The sequence below is a fragment of the Caulobacter endophyticus genome (genome assembly GCF_029543245.1).
Taxonomy (GTDB): domain Bacteria; phylum Pseudomonadota; class Alphaproteobacteria; order Caulobacterales; family Caulobacteraceae; genus Caulobacter; species Caulobacter endophyticus_A.
In genome coordinates this window covers 83109-109073 of record NZ_JARQWV010000001.1, presented here as the reverse complement: position 1 = coordinate 109073, position 25965 = coordinate 83109, and the positions used below count along the sequence as shown (strand labels likewise).

General features: G+C 68.7%; 20 protein-coding genes and 1 pseudogene. 16 read left to right on the top strand and 5 right to left on the bottom strand.

Features of this window, described 5'->3' with window-relative positions; translation table 11 throughout:
* Positions 1-147: 147 nt before the first annotated feature.
* The 4 genes from P7A99_RS00485 (at position 148) to P7A99_RS00470 (ending at position 6227) form a co-directional block, all read left to right on the top strand.
* Positions 148-657 carry an RNA polymerase sigma factor gene (locus P7A99_RS00485; RefSeq protein ID WP_277791995.1) on the top strand — a complete coding sequence of 170 codons (510 nt, stop codon included), beginning with the start codon at positions 148-150 and terminating at the stop codon, positions 655-657.
* Positions 647-1615 (top strand): FecR family protein, encoded by a 969-nt coding sequence (locus P7A99_RS00480; RefSeq protein ID WP_277791994.1) that lies wholly within the window; start codon positions 647-649, stop codon positions 1613-1615. The genes P7A99_RS00485 and P7A99_RS00480 overlap by 11 nt, the downstream gene beginning before the upstream one ends.
* Positions 1616-1710: 95 nt before the next feature.
* Positions 1711-4860: a TonB-dependent receptor gene (locus tag P7A99_RS00475; RefSeq protein ID WP_277791993.1), complete on the top strand. Its 3150-nt coding sequence runs from the start codon at positions 1711-1713 to the stop codon at positions 4858-4860.
* Between the two features lie 11 nt (positions 4861-4871).
* Positions 4872-6227 (top strand): purple acid phosphatase family protein, encoded by a 1356-nt coding sequence (locus tag P7A99_RS00470; RefSeq protein ID WP_277791992.1) that lies wholly within the window; start codon positions 4872-4874, stop codon positions 6225-6227.
* A 58-nt stretch (positions 6228-6285) separates the two neighbouring features.
* On the opposite strand, the gene P7A99_RS00465 is transcribed toward P7A99_RS00470, so the two are convergent.
* The 3 genes from P7A99_RS00465 to P7A99_RS00455 are packed head-to-tail and all read right to left on the bottom strand — an operon-like array spanning position 6286 to position 8526.
* Positions 6286-6603 (bottom strand): DUF3325 domain-containing protein, encoded by a 318-nt coding sequence (locus P7A99_RS00465; protein ID WP_277791991.1) that lies wholly within the window; start codon positions 6601-6603, stop codon positions 6286-6288.
* Complete coding sequence (locus tag P7A99_RS00460) at positions 6593-8221, bottom strand: PepSY-associated TM helix domain-containing protein (protein WP_277791990.1); 1629 nt, start codon at positions 8219-8221, stop codon at positions 6593-6595. Before P7A99_RS00460 ends, P7A99_RS00465 begins: the two co-directional genes overlap by 11 nt.
* A complete protein-coding gene (locus P7A99_RS00455; RefSeq protein ID WP_277791989.1) occupies positions 8218-8526 on the bottom strand; it encodes a hypothetical protein in 309 nt (102 codons plus the stop codon). Before P7A99_RS00455 ends, P7A99_RS00460 begins: the two co-directional genes overlap by 4 nt.
* A 158-nt stretch (positions 8527-8684) precedes the next feature.
* On the opposite strand from P7A99_RS00455, the gene P7A99_RS00450 reads away from it, so the two are divergent.
* The 4 genes and pseudogenes from P7A99_RS00450 (at position 8685) to P7A99_RS00435 (ending at position 15591) form a co-directional block, all read left to right on the top strand.
* Positions 8685-10949: a TonB-dependent siderophore receptor gene (locus P7A99_RS00450; RefSeq protein WP_277791988.1), complete on the top strand. Its 2265-nt coding sequence runs from the start codon at positions 8685-8687 to the stop codon at positions 10947-10949.
* 360 nt (positions 10950-11309) lie between these two features.
* Positions 11310-13880 (top strand): annotated as a pseudogene (locus P7A99_RS00445) (TonB-dependent receptor); the annotation flags it as partial.
* A 23-nt stretch (positions 13881-13903) separates the two neighbouring features.
* Positions 13904-14701, top strand: coding sequence for a hypothetical protein (locus P7A99_RS00440; protein WP_277791987.1), 798 nt, complete (start codon positions 13904-13906; stop codon positions 14699-14701).
* A 113-nt stretch (positions 14702-14814) separates the two neighbouring features.
* Entirely contained in the window at positions 14815-15591 is a 777-nt protein-coding gene (locus P7A99_RS00435; RefSeq protein ID WP_277791986.1) for an IclR family transcriptional regulator, read from the top strand.
* Between the two features lie 130 nt (positions 15592-15721).
* On the opposite strand, the gene P7A99_RS00430 is transcribed toward P7A99_RS00435, so the two are convergent.
* Positions 15722-16912 carry an NAD(P)/FAD-dependent oxidoreductase gene (locus P7A99_RS00430; protein WP_277791985.1) on the bottom strand — a complete coding sequence of 397 codons (1191 nt, stop codon included), beginning with the start codon at positions 16910-16912 and terminating at the stop codon, positions 15722-15724.
* A 123-nt stretch (positions 16913-17035) separates the two neighbouring features.
* On the opposite strand from P7A99_RS00430, the gene P7A99_RS00425 reads away from it, so the two are divergent.
* The 8 genes from P7A99_RS00425 to P7A99_RS00390 all read left to right on the top strand — a co-directional run bounded on the left by P7A99_RS00425 (position 17036) and on the right by P7A99_RS00390 (position 24429).
* Entirely contained in the window at positions 17036-18277 is a 1242-nt protein-coding gene (locus P7A99_RS00425) for an aromatic ring-hydroxylating dioxygenase subunit alpha (protein WP_277791984.1), read from the top strand.
* Complete coding sequence (locus P7A99_RS00420) at positions 18274-18768, top strand: aromatic-ring-hydroxylating dioxygenase subunit beta (RefSeq protein WP_277791983.1); 495 nt, start codon at positions 18274-18276, stop codon at positions 18766-18768. The genes P7A99_RS00425 and P7A99_RS00420 overlap by 4 nt, the downstream gene beginning before the upstream one ends.
* Positions 18765-19109 carry a non-heme iron oxygenase ferredoxin subunit gene (locus P7A99_RS00415; protein WP_277791982.1) on the top strand — a complete coding sequence of 115 codons (345 nt, stop codon included), beginning with the start codon at positions 18765-18767 and terminating at the stop codon, positions 19107-19109. The genes P7A99_RS00420 and P7A99_RS00415 overlap by 4 nt, the downstream gene beginning before the upstream one ends.
* Complete coding sequence (gtdA, locus tag P7A99_RS00410; protein ID WP_277791981.1) at positions 19109-20161, top strand: gentisate 1,2-dioxygenase; 1053 nt, start codon at positions 19109-19111, stop codon at positions 20159-20161. The genes P7A99_RS00415 and gtdA overlap by 1 nt, the downstream gene beginning before the upstream one ends.
* Positions 20158-20853: a fumarylacetoacetate hydrolase family protein gene (locus P7A99_RS00405; RefSeq protein WP_277791980.1), complete on the top strand. Its 696-nt coding sequence runs from the start codon at positions 20158-20160 to the stop codon at positions 20851-20853. Before gtdA ends, P7A99_RS00405 begins: the two co-directional genes overlap by 4 nt.
* 70 nt (positions 20854-20923) lie before the next feature.
* Positions 20924-22258, top strand: coding sequence for an MFS transporter (locus P7A99_RS00400; protein ID WP_277791979.1), 1335 nt, complete (start codon positions 20924-20926; stop codon positions 22256-22258).
* Positions 22259-22265: 7 nt separating this feature from the next.
* Positions 22266-22895, top strand: a complete 630-nt coding sequence (gene maiA / locus P7A99_RS00395; RefSeq protein WP_277791978.1) for a maleylacetoacetate isomerase — start codon at positions 22266-22268, stop codon at positions 22893-22895.
* A 64-nt stretch (positions 22896-22959) separates the two neighbouring features.
* The gene (locus P7A99_RS00390; protein ID WP_277791977.1) at positions 22960-24429 is read left to right on the top strand and encodes an alginate export family protein; all 1470 of its coding nucleotides are present in this window, start codon (positions 22960-22962) and stop codon (positions 24427-24429) included.
* A 214-nt stretch (positions 24430-24643) separates the two neighbouring features.
* Here the strand turns inward: P7A99_RS00390 and gltA are convergent, their stop codons facing one another.
* The gene (gltA, locus tag P7A99_RS00385) at positions 24644-25924 is read right to left on the bottom strand and encodes a citrate synthase (RefSeq protein WP_101717855.1); all 1281 of its coding nucleotides are present in this window, start codon (positions 25922-25924) and stop codon (positions 24644-24646) included.
* Between the last annotated feature and the right edge of the window lie 41 nt (positions 25925-25965).

Genomic DNA, 25965 nt, shown 5'->3' with positions numbered 1-25965 from the left:
CAGAAGCCCAGTTCGCTCATCTCCACGACCCGCTTCTGGCGGGCGCGGATCTCGGCGCCGGTCGCCGCCATCAAACCGACATCGAACCTAATCGGATCCGTCACGAGGCGCTCCTATAGCCACGCTCCGTCGAGGGAGGCGTAGCGTTTGATCGGGAACGAGCAGGAGGTGGGGCAGGCGCTCGCGACGCAGAACCGCGTCCTGCTGGCCTATGTCCGTCGCCGGTTGGCTACGGCGGTCGACGCCGAGGACGTGGCCCAGGAGGCCATCATGCGGGTCCTGGCCCGGGCTCGCGACACCCTGATCACCGATCCGCTGGTCTACGCCATGCGCGCGGCGCGCAACATCCTGGTCGATCGCGCCAGGCGGGCGGCGGGCGTCCAGATCGACGAGCTGGAAGCCGCCGACCTTCCCATCCATGGCGGGGCGACGCCTCTGGAGGCGCTGGACATGAGCGAGCGATCGAGGCTGTGCCAGAGGGCGCTGGAGGCGATGCCGCCCCTGCGGCGGGAGGTCTTCATCCGCCGCCGGGCGGGCGAAGAGTCGTACGAGGCGATCGCCCGCGACCTCAAGCTGTCGATCGAGGCGGTGCAGAAGCATTACAGCCGCGCCGCCCAGACGCTGCGCCGCACGGCGGAGGGCCGCCATGTCGACTAGGTCCGTGAACGACAGGGACGATCGCGAGGCCGCGCTGTGGGCCGACGCGCGCCGCGATGCGGCCTGGTCTCCTAAGATGCAGGCGCGCCTGGAGCAGTGGCTGGAAGGCCGCCCGGATCGCGAGGACCTGCTGGCGCGGCACGAGGCTCTGATCGACGACGCCGCGGTGATCTGGGCCACCCAGCGGATGGCCAACGCACGTGCCAAGGCGCGACGCCTTCCGGCCGCTCCGCGCGCGGTGATCGCCGGCGCGGCCTTCGCCGGCGTCGTCGGGGTGCTGGTCGCGTTGGGCGGGGGGCTGGCGACCCGCGGCGACCTCATCGAGGGGACCCGCGGCGTGACTCCGCGGCCGATCGCGCTGGCGGACGGCTCGTCGGTCCGGCTGAACGGTCAGAGCCAGGTGCGGGTCCAGTTGGGCGAACACGAGCGCCGCCTGCATCTGAAGGGCGAAGGCTTCTTCGAAGTGGCGCCCGACAAGAGTCGGCCGTTCTCCGTGGAGGTCGACGGCGTGCGCGTGACCGCCGTCGGCACTCGCTTCAACGTCGACCAGCGCGACGGCGCCGATGGCGCGGTCGTCGAGGTCCAGGTGTTCGAGGGGATCGTCAGGGTCACCGGGCAGGGCGCTCCGGTGAACCTGCACGCCGGCGAGCGGGCGACCGTGGCCAAGGGCCTCGTCCGGCGCGCGGCGCTGGCGCGACCCGAACTCGAGACGGACGTGCCGTCCTGGGCCAAGGGCTGGCTGGAATTCGACGAGGCGACCCTGGGCAGCGTGGTCGAGGACCTCGAACGGGCGACCGGCGTCGAGGTGAAGCTGGCCGACCCGGCGATCGGGCGCGTGCTGGTCAGCGGCCGTTTCGCCTATGACGATCCGGAGAACGCCCTGGCCGCGATGGCCCGGTTGCACGGCTTCAAGCTCACCCGTCAGGGGGCGGATCAATTCGAGATTTCAGGCGGTTAGCCGGTCGTGGAACAAGTTTTTATGACAGGTGTCAGGACCCCGTCGGCCGCCGTCTAACCCCGTAACGATCAGTTCGATCGGAGGGGATTTATCGAATGCGTATCCACAAGAGCGGGCTGCTTACAGCGGCCGCCGTCGCGGTGCTGGCCTCGGTCGCCGCGCCCGCCCACGCCGTGCAGGCGTCCAAGACCGCCGAGGCGCGGGTCACCGTCGCCATCCCCGCCCAGGACCTGGGCCGGGCGCTGCAGACCCTGTCGCGCGACACCGGGCTGTCGATCGTCTTCGATCCGGCGCTGACCCGGGGGCGGACCTCCAACGCCGTCTCGGGGGCAATGACGGCGCGCGAGGCCCTGCGCCGGATGATCGCCGGGTCGGGCATCGAGGCCCGCGAGGTGCGCGGCGTGCTGATGCTGGAGCGCCAGTCGGCCCAGGCCGAGGTCGCGACTCCGGACGCGGTCGAGGTCGACGGCGTGGTCGTGGGCTATGCGGCGGGCCTGCGCCGGTCGCTGGACGCCAAGCGCAAGGCCGATTTCATCTCGGACGTGATCAGCGCCGACGACATGGGCGACCTGCCGGCCAACAACGTCGCCGAATCGCTGTCGCGCCTGCCGGGCGTCAACGCCGTGCGCAACCACACGACGGGCGAGGGCGATCGCATCACCATCCGCGGCCTGTCGACCGAGCTGAACAACTACACCATGAACGGCGTGCGCATGGGCGGTACGGGCTCGCGCGACGACAACTTCTATCGCGGCGTCCGCCTCAGCTTCCTGCCGCCGGAAGGCATCGACTCGATCACCGTCATCAAGAGCCTGACGCCCGACCGCGACGGCGACGCCCTGGGCGGTTCGATCGACATCCGTACGCCGACGGCCTTCGACCACGGCAAGACCTACGGCGTCCTGTCGGTGTCGGCCGGCATGCTGGACAAGTTCGACAACAAGAAGTCGGGCGAGATCGCCGGTTCGTTCGGCCGCCAGTTCAACAGCAACTGGGGCGTGTTCGCGACGGGCAGCTGGTCGCGCCGCAAGTCGCAGTTCGAGCAGAACGGCGTGGACGGCGATAACCAGCCCTCGGTCTGGTACGCCGACAGCGAAACCCTGGGCTGGGATCCCGAGACCTTCGTCATGCGCGGCATGGACCTGGCCGTCGGCGAGACCGAGGTCGAACGGCGCGGCGTCAACACCAGCCTCGACTATCGCGGCGCCCGGCACGACTTTCACCTTCGCGGCCAGTTCAACGAGTACACCAAGGACGAGTTCAGCAACCGGCTGAACTTTCGCAACGACACGGGGAAGAATTCAGCCCGCCTGACCCAGGTCGACAAGTCCCTGACGAACCTGGCCTCGCCCGAGGCCTCGATCATCGGCACGGACGCAAAGCTGGGCCGGATCTACAGCTACACCACCGCCCAGATCGTCGACCGCGACCGCGACGGCCGGATCACCGACGCCGACCGGTCGACCAAGTCGTACTACTCGCTGGACGGCGCCTCGGGGACCTGGGATCCGCAGGGCTTCCGCCTGCGCCGCTTCTGGGAAGGTTCGCGCGAGACCGGCTCGCTGGCCTCGGTGAACCTGGGCGGCGTCAGCCGCTGGAAAGACTTCACCGCCGACTACGACCTGTCCTACGCCAAGTCCGAGGACAACATCGACGACAGCTACGAGATGGAGTTCCGCAGCGACAAGTACGGCTGGCTGGGCAACAAGGGCGTCAAGGTCACCAATTTCGGCGACAGCCGATTTCCCAAATGGGTGCTGAACGACGCGGGCATGGCGGCGATCCACGACAACAGCCAGTACGACTTTTCGGGCCTTTCGGGTGAGATCGGCGGCGCCCAGGAGCGGCTGTGGCAGGGCCAGGTCAATCTGGAATGGCGTCCGGCCGGGACCTGGCTGGAAGCGGTCAAGACCGGCGGCAAGGTCTACAGCTCCAAGCGCTCGACCTACAGCGGCGAGTTCATGGACCTGGACGCCGACGGCACGCTGGCCGACTTCTCGCGCTTCTACGGCAAGGAAGTGACCAGCCTGTTCGACGGCGAGTACTCGGGCCTCTACCGCCTGGGCACGGTCATCGACAACAAGGCCATGCTGGCCGAACTGCAGCGGGCCATGGCGGGCGACAGCACCTTCTTCGAGGGCTTCGCCACCGATCCGGGTAACGCCGAACTGAGCGGCGAGGACAGCTTCACTTTCAAGGAGGACATCTTCGCCGGCTACCTGATGGCCACCGCCCGTTTCGACCGGGCCCAGGTCATCGGCGGCGTTCGGGTCGAGCGCACCAACAACACCATCGACGCCTACATCCTCGACGAGGTGCAGGGCGGGCGCTACTCGACCGACAAGAGCGACTTCACCAACATCCTGCCGTCGATCCACCTGAACTACAGCCTGAACGATCGCACCAAGATGCGGGCGGCGATCTGGACCAGCTTCGCCCGGCCCGACATCGCCCGCATGTCGTCGGCCCGCGAGTACGGCTACGACAGCGATCCGGACGGCGACGGCAAGGTCAATCCGACCAGCCAGTGGGTGCTGGTCGCCATCGAGCAGGGCAATCCGGACCTGAAGCCGATGAAGGCGGTCAACTACGACCTGTCGATCGAGCGCTACAACGGCGACACCGGGGCCTATTCGCTGGGCCTGTTCTACAAGGACATCAAGAACTTCCTGTACCGCTCCTCGTCGTCGAACATCCGCGACGGGACGGCCGGGACCAATGTCAGCCCCGACGGCGTGACCGTCTCGATGCCCAACAACGGCAAGTGGGCCAAGGTCTACGGCATAGAGCTGAGCGCCCAGCAGGTGTTCCACTGGCTGCCGGGTCCGCTGTCCAAGCTGGGCGCCAGCGTGAACCTGACTCTGCAGAAGTCCGAGGCCGAGACCGGCATATCCTGGCATCCGGCCGGCTACACCCTGCCGCTGATGGAGACGCCCGAGCGGGTGGCTAACGTGCAGCTGTTCTGGGAGTACAAGGGCTGGGAAGCCTACGCCGCCTACAGCTACCAGTCGGAGTTCCTCGAAGGCATCCAGGACTTCGGCAACAACCCGTACGAACAGGACTACGAGTTCGTGGACCTGAACCTGCGGCGCAAGCTGTGGAAGGGCGCGACGGCCTCGATGCAGGTCCAGAACCTCTTCGACAACCACACCTACTGGTACACCGCCGGCGACAGCACCAGCTCCAGCCGCGCCTACATCAAGAACGGGCGCTCGATCTCGTTCGGCCTGAACTACGTGTTCTGAGCGGAGCCGGCATGAAACCCAGTCAGATCCTGATGCTCGGGGCCGCGCTCGCGGCCCTGGGCGGACCCGCCTTCGCGCAGAAGGCCGAGCGCCCGCTGCGTCCCGAACCCGCGCCGGTGCAGGCCTCGGACCTGCCGGCGGCTGCGCCGACGGTCCAGCCCGAGCGGATCATCCTGAACCTCACCGCCGATCCCGCCCACGAGATGGCCGTGACCTGGCGCACCGCGCCGGGGCAGGAAGGCCATGTGGAGTGCGCGCAGGCCGAGGACGGTCCCGACTTCGTCCAGAAGGCCGTGCGCGTCGCGGCCCTCACCGACGACGCCACCATCGCCGTGCGCGAGGACCCGGCGTTCAAGGCGGCCTATCATTCGGCGGTGCTCAAGGGGCTGAAGCCGGAGACGGTCTATGTCTATCGGGTCGGCGACGGCCGGCGCTGGTCGGAATGGCTGCAGTTCCGCACCGCCGCCGCCACGGCCAAGCCGTTCACCTTCCTCTACATGGGCGACATGCAGAACAACATCCTCAGCGAGGCCTCGCGCACGATGAGGATGGCGTTCCGCAAGGCCGGCGACGCGGCCTTCGTCATCCACGCCGGCGACCTGATCAATCGCCACGACAGCGACAACGAGTGGGGCGAGTGGTTCGCCGCCGGCGGCTTCCTCTACGCCCAGACCCCGCAGATGCCGACGCCGGGGAACCACGAGTACGGCCGGGGGCCGGTGCTGAACCCGCAATGGCGGCGCCAGTACACCCTGCCGGAGACCGGTCCCGCGGGCGTCGAGAAGCTGAAGGAGACGGCTTGGACCGTCGACTACCAGGGCCTGCGCCTGATCTCGGTCGATGCGCCGCTGTTCCACGGCGACGAGGCCATGCGCGGCGAGATGGTGCGCTGGCTGGACGGCCTGCTGGCGAACAACCCCAACCGCTGGACGGCGCTGTTCCTGCACTTCCCGCTGTTCTCGATCGATCCCGATCGCGACAACGAACGGGTGCGCGACGCCCTCAAGCCCCTGATCGACAAGTACAAGGTCGACCTGGTGCTGCAGGCCCACGACCACGGTTACGCGCGCGGCGCCATCGGGGCTGGGGCGATGACCAATGCGGGGCCGGGTCATACCTCGGACAAGGGCTCGACCTATGTCGTGTCGGTCGCCGGGCCCAAGATGTATCCGGTCGCCCCGCTCAGCTGGGCCACGCGCTCGGCGTCGCGCACCCAGACCTTCCAGACCCTGGATGTCTCGCAGGACGCCGTGACCTATCGCGCCTACACCGCGACGGGGCGCGAGCTGGACGCCTTCCGGCTGACCAAGGACGCCAAGGGCGTCACGCGGGTGAAGACCTTGCCGGTCGCCGACGGGGGCAAGTAGGCGACCGCGAGCCGGCGACGCGCGGCCAGATCCGCGCGTCGCCTTGGCCCGTCAGGGGCTAGAGAAACGCCAGGAACGGCGTGCAGATCAGGCCGACCCCCGCCAGCACCGTCGCGGCGCGGGGTCGCCAGGACATCAGCAGCACCAGCAGGGCGGCCGCCACGCACATCTGGCCGATCCAGCTGGTGACGCCCAGCGCGCCGCCCAGCCGGAACACGGCCACGCCGGCCGACAGCGCCAGCAGTCCCCAGCCCAGCACCCGCAGCACGCCCGGCGAGGGCAGCGCCAACGGCTCCAGGCCGGACCTGTGCTTCTTCATCGACAGCGCCAGGCAGGTGAAGGCCGCGAAGCTGATCAGGCCGCTCTCATAGGGCATCGACGTTCTCCCTTGCCGGCGCCGGGGCGGGGCTTGCCTTGACGGGCGCCGTCGCGCGAGCGGCTTTCTTGGGCGGCTTGGGCTTGGCCGAGGCCTTCAGGGCGGCCAGGCCGCACAGCGCGGCGATGGCCAGCATGGCCAGGTCGAAGCCGGCGAACAGCCAGTCGCCGGTGCGCAGGCTGGCGACCAGTCCGCGATCGGTCGTCAAGGCGTTGACCACCGGCAGGGCGGCGAAGGCCACGGTGGCCAGGCCCAGGGTCTCGATCCAGGCGCGGCGGGCCGGACGCAGCAGCGAGACCACGGCCAGGCCGAACCAGGTCCAGAACATCGCCTTGACCTCCAGCTCCGCGCGGCCGGGCAGGTCGGCGGGGATCAGGCGATTGGCCAGCAGGTAGGCGGCCATGCCGCTGGGCAGGCAGGCGATGGCGCCGATGTTCAGCCGCTCGACCAGCTTCAGCCCGAAGAACGGCGCGGCGTTCGGCTTGCGGCGCTTGACCACCCAGAGCACGAGGCCCGTCCCGACCATGGCCGCGCCCGTCAGGCCGAGGAAGAAATAGACCCAGCGCAGGGCGGGTCCGGCGAAATGGCCCAGATGCAGGCCCAGCATCACGCCGGCCGTGGCGATCGCCGGGCCCGGCGAGGGCGAGCGCGACAGCTCCTTGCCGGTCGCGCCGGAGAAGGTGATCGAGTCCGGCCGCGCGTTCAGCCGGCCGGCCGTGGCGCGCAGCAGGGTGACGGTCGAGGCCGCGTCGCCCGGATTGCGGATGACCACCGTGCGCGGGGCGTCGCCGCTCCAGGCCCGTCCGGCCGCCTCGATCATCGGGCCGACCGGCAGCAGCGGCGCGGGCGTTCCCGTGGCCTTGGCCTCGGCCGGCGCGCCGTAGGCGGCGGCCGTGAAGGCGTCGGGCTTGTCGAAATTGGCCTTCACCGGCCAGGGCATGTACATCGCCACCAGCGTGATCAGGCCGGTGTAGGTGATCATGGCGTGGAACGGCAGCGCCAGCACCGCCGAGGCGTTGTGCGCGTCCAGCCAGCTGCGCTGGCCCTTGCTCCAGCGCAGGGTGAAGAAGTCCACGAAGATCCGCTTGTGGGTGATCACGCCCGAGACGATCGCCGCCAGCATGAACATCGCGCAGACCCCGGCCAGCCAGCGACCCCACGGGTGCGGAATCTGGAGCTGGAAGTGAAAGCGATAGAAGTGCTCGCCGCCGCGCGTGTCGCGGGCCTCCAGCGACTGGCCGGTGGCCGGGTCCAGCTTCAGTTCCGGACGACGGGCCGGCGGCTTTTCGGGATTGGGCTTGGCCCGGGCGAACACCCGGGTCACGGCCGTGCGGTCGTCGGGCAGATAGATGAACCACTGCTGGTCGTCGGGCGTGGTCGCCTGCATGTGGGCGATCGCGGCCTGGGCGGCCTGCTCGGCGGGCACCGAGGCCGAGCGCAGCTCCGGCTGCATCCACTGGGTGATCTCCGGGCGGAAGTAGCTGGCCGTGCCGGTCAGGAACATGGCGAACAGGATCCAGCCGGCCAGCAGGCCGAGCCACGCATGGATCCAGGCCATCGACTGGCGCAGGGCGCGAGCCGGCGGGGCAGGGGCGGGGAAGGTCGGGCGCACGTTCACGCTCGGGCTCCCATCAGCACAACCGCCGCGCCGGCGATCAGCGCCGAGCCCCAGATAGCGGCCGCCACGATCGTAAGGCGCCGTTCGTGGAAGGCCCACAGGGCAAGGCCCGCGAAGACCAGGAACGACAGGATCATACCCCAGGCCGAGGCTTCGGCCGGCGCGATCGGCAGCAGGCGGGCCAGCAGCGAAGCCAGGGCCGCGGCGGCCGCGTAGCCGCCAAACAGGGCGGTGAGGGCGCGGGCGGTCATCCGCGCCACGACGGGCCACACCGCCGCCTGTTTCGCTGATCGATCGTTGTTCACGCAACCTCCGAAAGTTGGCTTGCGCCTAACAACTCGTTTCGATAGTTGCAACTCATTATCAATCCCATCGACTATCTTGACGAGGAGTCCTCATGGTCATCCGTTCCAAAACCGCGCGTGGCGCGAACGCCAACGCCGGGGTCTTGCGAGGGCTGGCCATGACCGTCGCCGCCGCGGCGGCCCTGCAGGGGATGGGTGCGACCGCCGCCTGGGCCGAGGATGCCGATAACGACTCCAACACCGTCGAGCGGGTCGAGGTTACCGGCCTGAAGGCGCGCCGCGCCGCCGCCGGCACCAAGACCGAGACAGCCCTGATCGAGACGCCGCAGAGCATCACCGTCATCGACGGCGACGAGCTTTCGCGCCGCAACGTGCAGTCGATCAACCAGGCTTTGGGCTTCGTCGCCGGCGTCTCGCCCAACCAGCGCGGCGGCATGGTCACCCGCTATGACCAGCTGGTCGTGCGCGGCTTCGCGCCGGGCGTGTTCCTGGACGGCATGCGCCTGATCGCCGGACCGTATTCGACGCCGCAGATCGACTTCAACCGGATCGACCACATCGACATCGTCAAGGGTCCGGCCTCGGTGCTCTACGGCAACTCCACGCCCGGCGGCCTCGTGAACCTGGCCAGCAAGCTGCCGGAGGAGGGCAGCTTCGGACGCATCGAAGGCCAGCTTGGCAACTTCGACACCCGCCGCGCGGCTGTGGACGTCAACGCCCCGCTCGACAGCCAGGGCAAGTGGCTCGGTCGCGTCTTGGCAGGCTGGCAGAAGGGTGACGGCATGACCGACGGCACCTTCAGCGAGCGCTATCACGTCAGCCCGATGGTGACGTTCGAGCCGACGGCCGACACCAGCCTGACGCTGGTGGGCGCCTACCAGCGCTCGCCCAGCGGCGGCGGCTATTCGGGCGTTCCGGCCTATGGCTCGGTGCTGCCCAACCCGTTCGGCAAGCTGCCGCGCGAGATCAACACCGGCGATCCGGGCTATGAGCGCTACGACCACAAGGCCGGGTCGGTGGCGGCCTTCTTCCGCCACGACTTCAACGAGCACCTGACCTTCCGCTCGAACGCCCGCTTCCAGAACAACAAGCTGTCCTACCGCCAGCTCTATGTGGGCGGCTTCGCCACCACCGGCGTGGGCGCGGCCCGCAACACCGACTACTCGACGATCATCCGCGGCGGCGGCGGCGCCGACGAGGACTTCGACACCCTCACCCTCGACAACCAGGTCAGCGCTCGCTTCGAGACCGGCGCGGTCAAGCACCAGGTGCTGGCCGGCTTCGACTATCAGAAGATCACCGGCGAGAACGTCCAGCAGTTCAACACCGGCCAGACCAGCAATCCGCTGACCAGCATCCCCAACCTGTCGCTGTTCGCGCCGACCTATGGCGGCACGCTGCCGAGCATGGACCTGACGGTCCTGTCGTCGGCCTATGTGAACACTTACAGCCGCCGCGAGCAGAAGGGCCTCTACGCCCAGGACCAGATGACCATCGGCCGCCTGCAACTGATCGCCAGCGGTCGCTACGACTGGTACGAGCAGGTCACCGACAACAAGAAGAACAACACCTCCAGCACGCTGGAGCAGAACGCCTTCACCATGCGGCTGGGCGGTCTCTACGAGCTGGGCACGGGCCTGGCGCCCTATGTCAGCTATTCTGAATCGTTCGAGCCCCAGGCCGGCACGACCTGGCAGGGCGAGGCCTTCGTGCCCGTCACCGGCCGTCAGCTCGAGGCCGGTCTGAAGTACCAGCCCAAGGGCACCTCGGCGCTGTTCACCCTGGCCGCCTACGAGCTGGAGCGCCGCAAGGTTCCGGTCGCCGACCCGCAGGCCGGCACGAACGGCATCCCGGCCAACTCGCAGATCCAGATCGGCGAGGTTCGCGTGCGCGGCGTCGAGCTGGAAGGCCGGGGCGAGGTCTCGCGCGGCCTGAACGTGGTGGCGGCGCTCAGCTACACCGACGCGATCATCACCCAGGGCGCGCCGGCCATCGCGGCCACCGCCACCAACAGCGGCACGCCCACCACCACGGGCACCCGCCAGCTGGGCGTGCCGGAGTGGGGCGCCTCGACCTTCGTCTCCTACGACCTGGGTCGCGCCGGCCGGGCCACGGGGGCGGCGGCGGGCCTGCGCCTGGGCGGCGGCCTGCGCTATGTCGGCGGTTCGGACGGCACGACGACCTATGCGGTGATCAACAACGTCACCACCTTCCAGCGCTTCCACACCGACGGCTTCATCCTGGTCGACGCCCTGGTCGGCTATGACCTCGGCGTGGTCTCCGCCGAGCTGAAGGGCTGGGACGCGGCGCTGAACGCGGCCAACCTGTTCGACAAGCGCCACATCTCGGCCTGTCCGTTCAACAACAGCTGCTACTTCGGCTCCGCCCGCACCGTGACGGCGACGCTGCGCTACAGCTGGTGAGACCTTCGGAGGGCCGGCCCGCGCCGGTCCTCCAGACCACTCCGAGTGGTGATTCCCGCCGTGCAGCCTCGGGCTGTCACGGGCGGGGAGCCGCGAATAGGTTGTGCGCTCGGCGGGCGGCGCTCTCTTCCGGCAAAAAATGGGCTGGGACCGATGCCGCCGGGCCACGCTCGCTCCAGCAGCGCGTGACCCTTACGGAAAGCGGTTTCCAGGCTGCCCAGGCGTGCGACGTCACCGCATTGTCGTCTTTCGTGTTTCCGGCTGACATCCAAATGTAGCGCCCGTGTCATGGCGTGGCCCTAAGCGCCCCTCGCGTTTGCAAGAGGGGTCCCGATGTCCAAGCCGTACGCCGCCAGCCGCCTGATCGCCGGCCTGCTCGCCACCAGCGCCCTGTCGGCGCCACTCATCGCCCACGCCGCCGAGGACGAGGCGCCCAGCGCCGTCGAAGAGGTGATCGTCACCGGCCAGCGCGAAGCCCAGCGCGCCGCCATCGCCGTCAAGCGCGACGCCTTCGTGGTGTCGGACGTCGTCTCGGCCGACGACATCGGCAAGCTGCCCGACCACAACACCGCCGCCGCCCTGCGCCGCATCCCCGGCATCTCGGTGATGGAAGACCAGGGCGAGCCGCGCTTCCCGGTCATCCGCGGCCTGCGCTCGACCTACAACCGCACCACCATCGACGGCGCCCTGGTGGCCTCGGTCGACGAGAGCGGCCGCACCGTGCCGATGGACATCGTGCCCTCGGTGATGGCCGGCCGCCTGGAAGTCATCAAGACCGTCACGCCCGAGAACGACGGCAACGCCATCGGCGGCGTCATCAACGTCACCACCCGCAGCGCCTTCGACGCCGGCCGGCCGTTCTTCAACGGCATGGCCTCCTACGGCAGCTACGAGCGTCACGGCGACGTGCGCAACGACAAGCCGTCCTACCGTCTGGCCTTCGCCGCCGGCCGCACCTTCGGTTCGGAAGACCAGTGGGGCGTGGTCATCGGCGCCTCGCACGAGCAGCTCGACTACGACATCCCGCAGGTCGAGGCCGCCGATCCCAGCGTGCGCGAATACACCGCCGCCGGCGCGCCGGTGCTGTCGGGCGCCGCCAATGGCAACGGCATCCAGGTGCCGACCCAGCTGCGCCTGTTCTGGTACAACAACACCAAGCAGCGCAGCGGCGTGAACGGCAAGGTCGAGTACCGCCCCACCGACGACTTCCGCTGGGAGGCCTCGGCGCTGTTCTCGCGCATGGAGGACGACGAAGAGCGCATCGAGTACCGCATCGAGCCGCTGGGCAACGTCGCCAATCAGACCGCCACCAGCGGCAGCTTCGCCCGCGGCCGCGGCATCATCCAGCTGAACCAGCCGATCACCAAGCGCGAGATCGGCATGGCCCGCACCGGCTTCGCCTGGAGCTTCGCCCCGCAGTGGAAGCTCGACGGCGACCTCGTCTACTCGCAGGCGGGCCTTGAGGTGCCCAACCACTCGGTCGAGTTCCGCACCGTCGACGCCCAGGGCGCCAACTACGGCTTCACCTACGATACCTCGAACCCGCTGTTCCCGATCTTCACCTCGACCAACGAGGCGGCGATGCGCAACCCGGCCAACTATGTGCTGCAACAGCACCGCGACGCCCTGACCAAGACCGACGAGAAGACCAGCCAGGCCCGCTTCAACCTGGCCTTCGACGACGACGGCGCCTGGAAGGCCAAGGTCGGCGGCGTGCTGCGCTCGACCAAGCGCGACTTCACCAGCAGCCAGGTCAACTATCGCGCCGGAACGGGCTTCACCTACACCCTGGCCGAGGTCGACACCGCCGGTCCCGACCAACTGATCGCCGGCCGCTACCGTCTGAACCCGCGCATCGGCGCGGCCGAGGCCATGGCCTTCTTCAAGGCCAACCGCGACCGCTTCACCACCACGGTCACGGCGCCCACCGGCAACTACGGCGTCGACGAGGACATCTACGCCGGCTACGCCCAGGCCAGCTACACGTTCGGCGACGTCACCGTGCTGGGCGGCCTGCGCTACGAGCACACCAAGGTCTCGTCCAGCGCCATCCGCAACACCGGCGGCGTGCTGACCCCGACCAGCAACGAGGGCTCTTACGACAACTGGCTGCCCAGCGTTCACGTGCAGTGGAAGCCGGCCGAGAACTGGATCGTCCGCGCCGCCTGGACCAACACCATCGGCCGCCCGGACTACGGCTCGCTGGCCGCCACCGAGACGCTGAACTTCGACGGCAGCCAGCCGACCCTGTCGCGCGGCAATCCCGGTCTGAAGGCCCGCGAGAGCAAGGGCCTGGACCTGTCGGTCGAGTTCTATCCGACCGACGGCATGGTCTCGCTGGCGGTGTTCAGCAAGGACATCAAGAACGAGATCTTCACGCTGAGCTCGACCGAGACGCTGGACGTCGGTCGTGGCCCCGAAACCGTGCTGGTCTCCACGCCGCGCAACGCCGAGACGGCCAAGATCAACGGCGTCGAGTTCGCCGTGCAGCAGGCCTTCACCTTCCTGCCCGCGCCGTTCGACGGCTTCGGCTTCAACGGCAACATCACCTGGCTGGACACCGAGTTCACGTTCCTGACCTCGGCCGGCCCGCGCGTCACGGGCCTGTTCCAGCAGCCCGAGATCACCACCAACGAGTCGATCTACTACCAGCGCGGCCCGTTCGAGGCCCGGATCTCGCACAACTACATCGGCGGCCAGCTGGAGACGATCAACGACGCCAACCCCAATTCCGACCAGTACTGGAAGGGCCGCCACGTGTTCGACGCCAGCCTGTCCTGGCGCTTCGCCGACCACTACACCGTGTTCGTCGAGGGGCAGAACCTCTCCAACACCGGCCGCCAGGAAGTCACCGGCCCGGGGCGCGGCTACCTTCAGGAATGGGCCAATTACGGCCGCACCTACTGGGTCGGCGCGGCGGTCAGCTTCTAGGATAGAGGGCAGGGAGACCGATCATGATCCTGGAACTCATCGCGGCCCTGGCCATGCAGGCCGAGGCTCCCGCGGCCTCCGCTCCGGCCCGCAAGGCCGAAACAATCCGCCGCTACGACGCCGGCGCCAGCCAGGGCGCCGCCGCCGGACCGAACGACGTCTATTCGGTCAGCAACTGGCGCATCGTCCGCTTCGACAAGAAGACCGGCGAGAAGCGCGCCGAGTGGACCGGCGACAAGGCCCGCTTTCCGCACATCAATTCGTGCGCGGTGATCGCCAGGGAGCTGGTCTGCGCCAGCTCCAACTTCCCCGCCACGCCGCATGTCAGCACGGTCGAGATCTTCGATCCGATGACCCTGGCCCACAAGCGCAGCATCTCCCTGGGCCTGGGTACGGGCTCGATCACCTGGGTCGATCGTCATGACGGCGCCTGGTGGGCGATGTTCGCCAACTACGACGCCAAGGGCGGCGAGCCCCCGCGCGACCACCGCCACACCACGCTGGTGAAGTTCGACGACCAGTGGCGGCGGCTCGAGGCCTGGGCCTTGCCGGCCAGCGTGCTGGAGAAGATCAAGCCGATGAGCATCTCCGGCGGCGGCTGGGGCCCGGACGGCCGCCTCTATCTCAGCGGCCACGATTTGCCTGAGCTCTATGTCATGCAGCTGCCGATGGGCGGCGGGGTGCTCGACCACCTCGACACCATCGGCATGGAGGCCGAGGGCCAGGCGATCGATTGGGACGAAAGCGACAAGGGCATGCTCTACGGCATCACCCGCCGCAGCCGCGAGGTCCTGGCGATGCGGGTCCCGCTGGCGAAGTAGTTTCTGCGAGCGTCTCGCATCTATGAACACCTAAGGGGCCCCGACGCCTTGCGAGTCGGGGTCTCGGCGTTTCATCATCGGGTTCAATCGCTTCCCAGCGCAGGACCCAGCCAGTGACCGACCAGGATTCCAAGCAGCGTTCAGGCATCCAGTCGGTCGGCATCGGCCTGCGGGTGCTGGACGTGCTGGCGACGCTGGACGGCCCGGCCGCCCTGGGCGTGATCGCCCAGGCCTCGGACCTTTCGGCCTCGCAGGCTCACCGTTATCTCGCCAGCCTGGTCGCTTCGGGCATGGCCAGGCAGGACGCGGCGACCGGCCGTTACGATCTGGGCCCCGGCGCCCTGCGCCTGGGTCTGGGCGCCCTGGCGCGGGTCGACGCCTTCCGCGAGGCCGACGAGGCCATCACGGCCTTTTCGCGCGAGACCGGCCGCACGGTGCAGATCGCCGCCTTGGGGCCGAGCGGCCCGATCGTCGTGCGCTGGGCCATGGGCTCGCCGCCCGTGGCCACCTCGCTGATGGTCGGCTCATCGTTGCCGCTGTTGCGGTCGGCCACGGGCCACGTGTTCCTGGCCTTCCGTCCCGAAAGCCACACCCGCCACATGGTCGAGCGCGAGACGCAGGCCGAGCGCGGCCTCGCGCCCGTCGACGTCGAGGCTTTGCGCCAAAGGGTGCGCCAGACCGGCTACTCGGCCATCAGCGGCTCGCTGATCCCGGGGCTGCGGGCCACGGCCCTGCCGATCTTCGACCTGCAGGGCGAGGCTGTCGTCACCGCCACGGTCCTGGCCACCGACGCCTTCGTGCCCGACCGCGACGACGAGGTCCGCCAGGCCCTGGCCGCCGTCTGCGACCAGGTGACGACCACCATCGGCGGCCGCCGCCCGGCGGTCTGACCCCTAATCCGAGTTTCCCCGCGAAGGCGGGGACCCAAGCCGAGTCCGCGGGGGTCGCTATGGCCCTGCGGTGTCCCCGAGGCGGCTTGGCTCCCCGCCCTCGCGAGGATCGGGAAGCGGGTTAGGCGGCCTAAGCCGCCGCCCTGCGCAGGTCCGTCCCAGGATCCCCCGCCAGGTCCGCCTTCAGCACCTTGCCGATCAGCCTGCGGGCCGAGGCGAAATCGCGCGGCTGGTCCAGGCACGCGGCCCCCACCAGCACCCCGTCGCGCAGGTAGAGCCTCACGGCCTCGCCGCGCGCCACCACCGTGTCGCCGGCGGCCGGATCGCCCAGGATCTGAAGGTTGTGGCCGCACTGGGCGGTCCAGAACCACGGGGCGGGTTCCGCTTCCGCCGGTTGACCCAGGATCGCCAGGGCCGCCGCTCGGGCCGAGCTTTGCGCGTGGGCCCAGGTCTCCATCCGCTGCGGCGCGGCCGCGTCGCCGAACCGGCGCAGGGCTAGGTCCCCGATGGCGTAGACGTGCTCGTCGCCGATCGAGCGGTAGGTCTCTTCGACCAGCACGCCCGCGCCGACCGGCAGGCCGGCGGCCTCGGCCAGGCCCGCGCGCGGCACGATGCCGATGCCGACGACCACGAGGTCGGCCTCCAGCGTCGCGCCGTCGTCGAGCCGCAGGATTAGCGCCTCGTCGCCCGGCTCGATGGCGGCCACCGAACGGCCGAGGCGAATCTCAACCCCGACCCGGGCGTGGGCGGCGGCCAGCCAGCCGGCGGCGTCGCCCGGCACATTACGGCCTAGAAGGCGCTCTCCCGCCTCGATGACGATGGCCGTGAGGCCGAGCTCCTGAAGCGTCGAGGCCGTCTCCAGCCCGATCACCCCGCCGCCGATCACCACGGCGCGGCCGCCGGGCTTCGCCGCCGCCGCGATGGCCTTGGCGTCGCCCGTGGTGCGCAGCGGGAAGATCCTGGGATGGGCCGGGAAGGGCAGCTCTCGGGGCGCGCCGCCGGTGGCCAGGATCAGCTGGTCATAGGGCAGGGCGCTTCCATCCGAGAGCATCACGGTGCGGCTTTCACGGTCGATCGAAGCGGCCGCGACTCCTAGCCGCAGGTCGACGCCCAGCTCGGCCCAGCGGGATTCCTCGGCGAGGTAGACGGGGGCGGCGTCCTTGCCCGACAGGTACTCCTTGGACAGGCTGGGCCGCTCGTACGGATGCTCGGCTTCCTCGCCGACCAGCGTGATCGATCCCGAAAAACCCAATTCCCTCAAGGTGATGGCGGCGGCTCCGCCGGCATGTCCGGCGCCGACTACGACGATGCGTTGTTCCATGGCGTGTGCTTCCTCTCGCGTTGCATATTATGCAATGCATTTGACATGGATCAAAACCCACGACAGGGTGAGGGTCAATGGCGACATGAGATCGCCGGTTCGATCACCGTCTGGGAGCTGCCCATGACCATCCCCGTTCGCCCCCCGGAAGGCCGCCTGTGGCCCGTCGATGCGGACGCCGCCGTTCCGTACTGGGTCTATTCGGACCCCGAGATCTACGCCGAGGAACTGCGCAAGATCTGGTACGGCCCGCACTGGCTGTACGTCGGCCTGGAGTGCGAAATCCCCAATGTCGGCGACTGGAAGACCGCCACCCTCGGCGAGCGTCCGGTCGTCATGGTGCGCAGCGCCGAGAACGAGATCTCGGTCGTCGAGAACCGCTGCGCCCACAAGGGCGTGAAGTTCTGCCAGGCGCGCTTCGGCCATTCCGAAGAACTGATCTGCCCGTATCACCAGTGGTCGTACGCGCTGAACGGCGACCTGCAGGGCGTGCCGTTCCGCCGGGGCGTCAAGCGCCAGGGCGGCATGCCGGCCGACTTCGATCTTGCGCAGAACGGCCTGACCAAGCTGCGCATCGAGGAAGTCAACGGCGTCGTGTGGGCCACCTTCTCCGAAGAGACCCCGGCCTTCCGCGACTATCTCGGCGAGAAGTTCTGGAAGCACTACACGCGCGTCTATGACGGCCGGAAGCTCGAGGTACTGGGCTACAACCGCCAGCACATTCCGGCCAACTGGAAGCAGATGCAGGAGAACATCAAGGACCCGTACCACGCGGGCCTGCTGCACGTGTTCTTCGCCACCTTCGGCCTGTTCCGCGCCGACCAGAAGTCGGCGGTCGATATCGACGACGAGGGCCGCCACGGCATCCTGATCTCGCGCAAGGGCGAGCAGGAAAAGACCGAGGCCATGGCCGACATCCGCAACTTCCAGGGCGACCTGGTGCTCGAGGATCCCCGCGTCATGGACGTGGTGCAGGAGTTCCCGGGCGAAGAGACCGTGGGGATGATCACCATCTTCCCCAGCGTGATCCTGCAACAGCAGGTCAATTCGCTGACCACGCGGCAGATCGTGCCCAAGGGGCCGGACGGGTTCGACTTCCACTGGACCCACTGGTGCTACGCCGACGACACGCCGGAGATGCGCCTGCGCCGCACGCGCCAGGCCAACCTTTTCGGCCCGGCCGGCTTCGTCTCGGCCGACGACGGCGAGGTGCTGGAGATGACCCAGCAGGGCGCCACGCCGTCTCCCGACGCGCACATGATCCTGCAGATGGGCGGGCGGGCCATCGAGAGCACCGACCACCAGGTCACCGAGACGGCCGTGCGCGGCATGTACCGCTACTGGCGAAAGGTGATGGGCCTGTGAGCACGACCCTGATCGGCCGTCCGGCCGCGATCACGCGTGATGCGATCCGCGACCTCTATGACGACTACTACGCAACCCTGGACGAGGTGCGGCTGCACGACTGGCCCGAGTTCTTCACACAGGACTGCCTCTATCGGGTGATCCCGCGCGAGAACTTCGAGGCCGGCTACACCCTCAGCACCATGCAGGCCGAAAGCCGCGGCATGCTGAAGGACCGGGTGACGGGCCTGACCCGCACCCAGATGTATGCGCCGCGCTACTACCGCCGCTTCCCGACGGCTCCCCGGATCGTCGGAGAGGAGAACGGCGGGGTGCGCACGCGCCACAACCTGCTGCTCGTCCAGACCCTGATCGACAAGCCTTCGGAGATCGTCCTGTCGGCGGTCTGCCACGACCTGATCGTGGCCGACGAAGGCCGCCTGCGCTTCGCCGAGCGCGTGGTGGTCTTCGACTCCGAAATGCTCCCCAACAGCTTGGTGTACCCCGTATGACCGACGTCATCGACAACGCGGCGCTGACCTGGGCGCCCGCCGTTCCCCCGTCCGACCTGGAAGAGTTCGGCGTCGCCGCCGCCAATGTGGGCGGCCTGAAAGTGGCCCTCTACGCCGTCGACGGCGAGTACTACGCCACCGCCGACCTCTGCACCCACGGCGCGGCCAGCCTCGCCGACGGCTTCCTCGACGGCGAGCTGATCGAGTGCCCGCTCCACCAGGGCACGTTCAACGTCAAGACCGGCGCCGCCGTCGGCGCGCCGTGCTCGGTGGCCGTGCGCACCTTCCCGGTGAAGCTGGAAGGCGGCCTGCTGCACGTCGGCCTGCCGGGAGCCGCCTGATGGAGACGGTGCTTCGCAACGACCAGCGCAGCCAGCTCGAGGCGCTGTACGAGCAGATGGAGCCGGAAGGCCTCTATCCGCTCTGGGAGAAGTTGAGCGCCCTGGTGCTGCCCCAGCCGGACTCGCCGGCCAAGGTCCACAAGTGGTCCTATGACAGCGCCCGGGACTACCTGATGCGGGCCGGCGACCTGATCAGCGCCAAGCAGGCCGAAAGGCGTGTGCTGATCCTGGAAAACCCGGGGCTCGGCGGATTGTCGAGCATCACGCCGAGCCTCTACGCCGGCCTGCAGCTGATCCTGCCGGGCGAGATCGCGCCCGCCCACCGCCACGCCCAGTGCGCGCTGCGCTTCGTGCTGGAAGGCGAGGACGCCTACACCTCGGTGGACGGCGAGAAAGCCGTGATGCGGCCCTTCGATCTCGTTTTGACCCCGGGCGGCCAGTGGCACGACCACGGCAACCCGACGGCCAAGCCGATGATCTGGCTCGACGGGCTGGACATCCCCACGGTCCGCCACTTCGACGCCAGCTTCGCCGAAGGTTATAGCGAGGACCAGTTTCCCGAGCAGGTCCCGGCCGGCGACAGCCTCAACCGCTACGGCCGCAACATGCGTCCGCTCAAGGGGCATACGGCCGACCGCCGCCCGGCCCACCAGCCGCTGTTCCATTATCCCTATGCGGAGTGGCGGCCGGCGCTGGACGCCATGGCCAAGGGGGCGGAGATCGATCCGCATCTGGGCCACGCGCTGGAGTTCCTCAACCCCGTCAACGGCGGGCCGATCATGTCGACCATCTCGGCGCATGTGCGGCTGATGCCGGCCGGGTTCGAGACCCGGGATCGCCGCTCGACCGACGGCACGATCTTCGTGGTCGTGGAAGGTGAGGGCGAGGCGGTCGTCGAGGGCGAGACCATCGCCCTTGCCCCCCGCGAGATCCTCGTCGTCCCGTCGTGGAAGACGGTCCGTTTCAAGGCCCAAAGCCAGCTCGTCCTGTTCGGCTACTCCGACAAGGCCTGCCAGGAAAAGCTGAACCTCTACAAGGAAGAAAACCTGTGAGCCTGATCTTCGAACCCCAGGCGCCGGTCCTGGCCGCCACCTCCACCGGCGAGCAGTTCCCGGTTCGCCGCATTTTCTGCGTCGGCCGCAACTACGCCGCCCACGCCCGCGAGATGGGCCGCGATCCCGATCGCGAGCCGCCGTTCTTCTTCACCGCCTGGGCCGAGACGGTCGTGCCGGACGGCGCGACGATCGCCTATCCGCAGAAGACCAAGGACTTCCACTACGAGGCCGAACTGGTCGTCGCCATCGGCAAGACCGGCCGCGACATCGCCGTTGAAGACGCGCTCGACCACGTCTGGGGCTACGCCACCGGTCTCGACATGACCCGCCGCGACCTGCAGCTGGAAGCCCGCGCCCAGGGCCGCCCCTGGGACACCGGGAAGAACGTCGAGCAGTCCTCGCCGCTGGGCCTGATCCAGAAGGCCGGTGAAGGCTTTGATCCGACCAAAGGCGAGATCAAGCTGACGGTGAACGGTGAGACCAAGCAGCAGGCCGACCTCGCCGACCTGATCTGGCCGGTGGCCGACATCGTCGCCTACCTCTCGGGCCTCTACCGCATCGAGCCGGGCGACCTGATCTACACCGGCACTCCGGCCGGCGTCGGCGCCGTGGTCGAGGGCGACGCCATGGTCGTCACCATCGAGGGCCTGGCCCCGCTGAACATCACGGTCGGGCCGCCCGCGGCCTGACCTGCGACACACCAAGACTAGGGACGAGGGGAGCGGCCAACAGAGCCGCCCCCTCTTTGAGGAAACGACAATGGCTACTCTTGAAGCGACGGCGGGCAACGCCGTCGTCGACCGGGCGAAGTTCGGCTCCCTGCAGTTCGGCGTCACCGCCCTCTGCGCCGTCATCGCCATGCTCGACGGGTTCGACACGCAGGCCATCGCCTACGTGGCCCCACGCATCGCCGAGGACTGGGGCCTGACCCCGGCCGCCTTCGGCCCGATCTTCGCCGTGGGCCTCCTGGGCCTGACCGTCGGCGCCTTCCTGCTCAGCCCCGCCGCCGACAAGTTCGGCCGCAAGACCATCATCCTGATCTCGACCGTGATCTTCGGCCTGTTCGCCCTGCTGACGGCGACCTCGGGCACGATGAACGAGCTTCTGATGTACCGCTTCCTCACCGGCATCGGCCTGGGCGCGGCCATGCCCAACATCATCGCCCTGACCAGCGAGTATGCGCCCGAGCGCCTGCGCGCCACCCTGGTGACGGTGATGTTCTGCGGCTTCCCGCTGGGTTCGACCCTGGGCGGGGTGCTGTCGACCGGCCTGATCGAACAGTTCGGCTGGCACTCGGTGTTCGTGGTCGGCGGCGTGCTGCCGCTGCTGCTGGTGCCGGTGCTGATGGCCCTGCTGCCGGAGTCGGTGCGCTTCCTGGTCGCCAAGGGCGCGCCCGAGAGCAAGATCGCCCCGATCGTCCGCCGGATCGACGCCAACGCCTCGACCGCCGAGTTCGTCTCGCACCTGCGCAGCGAGCAGGCCGAGGCCCCCAAGGGCTTCTCGGTCGCCCAGCTCTTCACCCAAGGCCGGGCGCCGGTCACGGGCCTGCTGTGGGTGGCGTTCTTCATGAACCTGCTCGTCATGTACTTCCTGGTGAACTGGCTGCCGACCCTGCTGAAGGGCGCGGGCCTGCCGCTGTCGATGGCCATCCTGTCGACCGCCACCCTGAACCTCGGCGGCGTGGTCGGGGCCATCGCCCTGGGCCGCCTGATCGACCGCTTCAGCCCCTACATCGTGCTCGGCGCGGCCTATGCGGCCTCGGCCGCCTTCATCGCCCTCATCGCCCTGGGCGGCACCCACCTGACCACGCTTCTGGTCGGGGCGGCTCTGTCGGGCTTCGGCGTCGTCGGCGCCCAGATCGGCTGCAACGCCCTGGCCGCATCGGTCTATCCCACCGCCATCCGCGCCACCGGCGTGGGCTGGGCCCTGGGCGTGGGCCGCGTCGGCGCCATCGTCGGCCCGCTCGTGGGCGGCGCGCTTCTCGCCAACAAGTGGGCCCCCGGTTCGATCATCCTGACCGCCGTGGTTCCCGCCCTCATCGCCTCGCTCGCCGTCTTCATCCTCGGCGGCGTGCGCAAGAAGTCCGGAGTCTGACACCATCATGATCCTGCACGGCTATTTTCGTTCGACCGCGTCGTGGCGCGTGCGGATCGCCCTGGGCCTCAAGGGCCTGCCCGTCGACCAGGTGTTCCACCACCTGCGTCGGGGCGAGCAGCGGGCGCCGGACTATCTGGCGATCAACCCGCAGGGCCTGCTCCCCGCGCTCGCCATCGACGACGGCCGGGTGCTGACCCAGTCCCTGGCCATTGTCGAATATCTCGACGAGACCCATCCCGAGCCGCCGCTGCTGCCGTCCGATCCGTTCGCCAGGGCTCAGGTCCGCGCCGTCGCCCAGGCCATCGCCTGCGACATCCATCCGGTGCAGAACCTGAAAGTCCTGGCCCGCCTGCGCGACCTCGGCCTCGACGAGCCCGCCGTCCAGGGCTGGGCGGCCGGCGTGATCGAGGAGGGTCTCGACGCGGTCGACAAGCTTCTGGCCGGACAGTCTGGTCGTTTCGCCTTCGGCGACGCGCCGGGCCTGGCCGACCTGGTGCTCGTGCCGCAGCTGGGCAACGCTCGCCGCTTCGGCGTCGAGCTGCGCTGGAACCGCCTGACCGACATCGAGGCCGCCTGCCTGGAGCTCGACGCCTTCAAGTCCGCCGTCCCGTCGGCCCAGCCCGACGCCGAATAACCCCATCCCCTAAAGCCAAGAACCAAAGAGCGCGGAGCCAACCGCGCCCTCTGGAGGAAACCTGATGCTGCTGACCACTGTGGCCGCGGCCGCCTTGCTTGCGCCCGTAGCCGACGCCCCGATCGCCACCCAGGCTCAAGCCCAGGCCCAGGACCGCGTCGTCCCGATCCCCGCCCAGAACGCCCCGTCGCCCGGCAACGTGCCGCCGCCGGCCGCGACCAAGGCGCCGGCCTTCAAGCTGATCAACCACGACGAGGACTGGAGCTATCTGGCCGACCCGGCCAAGCGCACCATGCCCTGGTCGAAGCTGAAATACATCCCCGTCGGCGAGACCAGCTATCTCAGCCTCGGCGGCGAGTTCCGCCTACGCCTCGAAGACCGGGGCAACGAGCGCTTCGGCCGCGGCGCCCAGGACGAGGACGGCAACGCCCAGACCCGCACCCGGCTGTGGGCCGACCTGCACATGGGATCGCGCCTGCGCGCCTTCGTCGACGTGCAGGACGCCCGCAGCATCGATCTTGACAGCGGCGAGCCGCCGATCGAGGTCAGCCGCTGGGACCTGCACCAGGCCTTCCTGGAAACCAACGCCGAGGTCGGCGACGCCAAGGTGCGCCTACGCGTCGGTCGCCAGGAGCTGGGCCTGGGCGCCTATCGCATCTTCGACATGCGCGAGGGCGCCAACAGCCGCACCTCGTTCGACATGGCCCGCGTGCTGGTCGACCGGAAGACCGGCTGGAGCGGCGGCGCCTTCTACGGCTACGCCCTGCGCGAGGCCAAGACCTCGTGGGACGACGCCACCAACCTCGACTACCGCCTGGCCGGCGTGACGGCCTCGCGCACGCTGGGGCAGGGGCCGACGGCGCCCAAGCTGGAGCTGCTTTACGTCAACAGCGACAAGCGCGGCGCCGTCTATGACAGCGTCACCGGCGGCCGCGATCGCCGGGGCTCGTACTCAGCTCGCCTGGCGGGCCGCTATGGCGCCTGGGACTACGACCTGGAAGGCGTCTACCAAGGCGGCACCTATCGCGATCTCGACGTCTCGGCCTGGTACGTCTCGGCCATGGGCGGCTACACCTTCAAGGCCCCGTGGTCGCCGCGCCTGGGCCTGCGCCTCGAGGCCGCCTCCGGCGACAAGAGCCGCAACGACGGCAAGCTGAACTCGTACGCCCAGATGTTCCCGCAGCCGATCTCGCTGCGCACCGACTTCGGCATCACCAACATGGTGGCGATCCAGCCGCAACTGACCTTCAAGCCCACGCCCAAGCTGACCGCCGGCCTGCAGGTGGCGGGGCTGTGGCGCCAGAGCGACGAGGACGGCCTCTACGGCCTGGGCGGCCAGGTTCTGCGCGGCGGGCTGGAAGGCACGGCCCACTATGTCGGCTGGCGCCAGGCGGCCTTCGCCAGCTACGCCGTCTCGCCGTTCGTGACCGTGACCGGCATCCTCAACCACACCACCTCGGGCACGTTCCTCAAGCAGACCGGCATGGCCGACGACCAGACCTATGCGGGCCTGATCGTGGGGTTGCGGTTCTAAGACAACTCCTCCCCCGTGAAACGGGGGAGGGGGACCGCGAAGCGGTGGAGGGGGCGAGACGGGGCGCTGAGCTTTGTCACTCGCCCCCTCCGTCACGTCGCCGATGGCGCCGCGCCACCTCCCCCGTTTCACGGGGAGGAGTTTAGTCAGCCCCACAACGAAAAAGGCCCCGGTTTCCCGGGGCCTTTGCCGTATCTCGAAGCCGGAAAAGCGCTTAGCCGCGCTTCTCGACGTCGATGTAGTCGCGCTGGGTCGAGCCCGTGTAGAGCTGACGCGGACGACCGATCTTGCGGGTCGGATCCTCGAACATTTCCTTCCACTGGCTGATCCAGCCGACGGTGCGGGCCAGGGCGAACAGCACGGTGAACATGTTGGTCGGGAAGCCCATCGCACGCAGGGTGATGCCCGAGTAGAAGTCGATGTTCGGGTATAGCTTGCGCTCGATGAAGAACGGATCGCTCAGCGCGATCTTTTCCAGCTCCATGGCCACTTCGAGCAGCGGGTCGTTGATGCCCAGCTGGCCGAGGACCTCGTGGCAGGTCTTCTGCATGACCTTCGCGCGCGGGTCGAAGTTCTTGTACACGCGGTGACCGAAGCCCATCAGCTTGTGCTTGCGAGCCTTCACGCCCTCGATGAACTCGGGGATCTTGTCGACCGTGCCGATCTGCTCGAGCATCTCCAGAGCTTCCTGGTTGGCGCCGCCGTGCGACGGGCCCCACAGGCAGGCGATGCCGGCGGCGATGCAGGCGAACGGGTGAGCGCCCGACGAACCGGCCAGACGGACGGTCGAGGTCGAGGCGTTCTGCTCGTGGTCGGCGTGCAGGATGAAGATGCGGTCCATGGCGCGGGTCAGGACCGGGTTCGGCTTCCAGTCCTCGGCCGGGACCGAGAAGCACATGCGCAGGAAGTTTTCCGAGTACGACAGGTCGTTGCGCGGCGACACGAACGGCTGGCCGATCGTGTACTTGTAGGCGCGGGCGGCGATCGTCGGCATCTTGGCGATCAGGCGATGGGCGCTGATCTCACGCTCGCGGGCGTCGTCGACGTTCATGCTGTCGGCGTAGAAGGCCGACAGGGCGCCCACGGCGCCGGTCATGACGGCCATCGGGTGGGCGTCGCGACGGAAGCCTTCGAAGAACCGGTCGAACTGCGCGTGCAGCATCGTGTGGTAGGTGATGTTGTTCTCGAACTTGGCCAGTTCGGCGGCCGTCGGCAGTTCGCCGTTCAGCAGCAGGTGGCAGACTTCGAGGAACGACGACTTCTCGGCGAGCTGGTCGATCGGATAACCGCGGTGCAGCAAAACGCCGGCGTCACCGTCGATATAGGTGATCTTGCTCTCGCACGAGGCGGTCGAGGTGAAGCCCGGGTCGAAGGTGAAATGGTCGCTTTCGCCGTAGACCTTTCGGATGTCCAGAACGTCCGGACCCGTGCTGCCCTTGAGGATCGGCAGCTCGTAGCTCTTGTCGCCGATCGTCAGCGTGGCTTTGTCGGTCATGCGAGAGACCCTTTCAATAGTGGTACGATCAGTCCAGTTTT

What these genes read in the sequence shown, in the direction of transcription:
- P7A99_RS00480 (WP_277791994.1), top strand. Translation starts at nt 647, where the DNA reads ATGTCGACTAGGTCCGTGAACGACAGGGACGATCGCGAGGCCGCGCTG.
- P7A99_RS00475 (WP_277791993.1), top strand. Translation starts at nt 1,711, where the DNA reads ATGCGTATCCACAAGAGCGGGCTGCTTACAGCGGCCGCCGTCGCGGTG.
- P7A99_RS00470 (WP_277791992.1), top strand. Translation starts at nt 4,872, where the DNA reads ATGAAACCCAGTCAGATCCTGATGCTCGGGGCCGCGCTCGCGGCCCTG.
- P7A99_RS00465 (WP_277791991.1), bottom strand. Translation starts at nt 6,603, where the DNA reads ATGCCCTATGAGAGCGGCCTGATCAGCTTCGCGGCCTTCACCTGCCTG.
- P7A99_RS00450 (WP_277791988.1), top strand. Translation starts at nt 8,685, where the DNA reads ATGACCGTCGCCGCCGCGGCGGCCCTGCAGGGGATGGGTGCGACCGCC.
- P7A99_RS00440 (WP_277791987.1), top strand. Translation starts at nt 13,904, where the DNA reads ATGATCCTGGAACTCATCGCGGCCCTGGCCATGCAGGCCGAGGCTCCC.
- P7A99_RS00430 (WP_277791985.1), bottom strand. Translation starts at nt 16,912, where the DNA reads ATGGAACAACGCATCGTCGTAGTCGGCGCCGGACATGCCGGCGGAGCC.
- P7A99_RS00425 (WP_277791984.1), top strand. Translation starts at nt 17,036, where the DNA reads ATGACCATCCCCGTTCGCCCCCCGGAAGGCCGCCTGTGGCCCGTCGAT.
- P7A99_RS00415 (WP_277791982.1), top strand. Translation starts at nt 18,765, where the DNA reads ATGACCGACGTCATCGACAACGCGGCGCTGACCTGGGCGCCCGCCGTT.
- gtdA (WP_277791981.1), top strand. Translation starts at nt 19,109, where the DNA reads ATGGAGACGGTGCTTCGCAACGACCAGCGCAGCCAGCTCGAGGCGCTG.
- P7A99_RS00400 (WP_277791979.1), top strand. Translation starts at nt 20,924, where the DNA reads ATGGCTACTCTTGAAGCGACGGCGGGCAACGCCGTCGTCGACCGGGCG.
- maiA (WP_277791978.1), top strand. Translation starts at nt 22,266, where the DNA reads ATGATCCTGCACGGCTATTTTCGTTCGACCGCGTCGTGGCGCGTGCGG.
- P7A99_RS00390 (WP_277791977.1), top strand. Translation starts at nt 22,960, where the DNA reads ATGCTGCTGACCACTGTGGCCGCGGCCGCCTTGCTTGCGCCCGTAGCC.
- gltA (WP_101717855.1), bottom strand. Translation starts at nt 25,924, where the DNA reads ATGACCGACAAAGCCACGCTGACGATCGGCGACAAGAGCTACGAGCTG.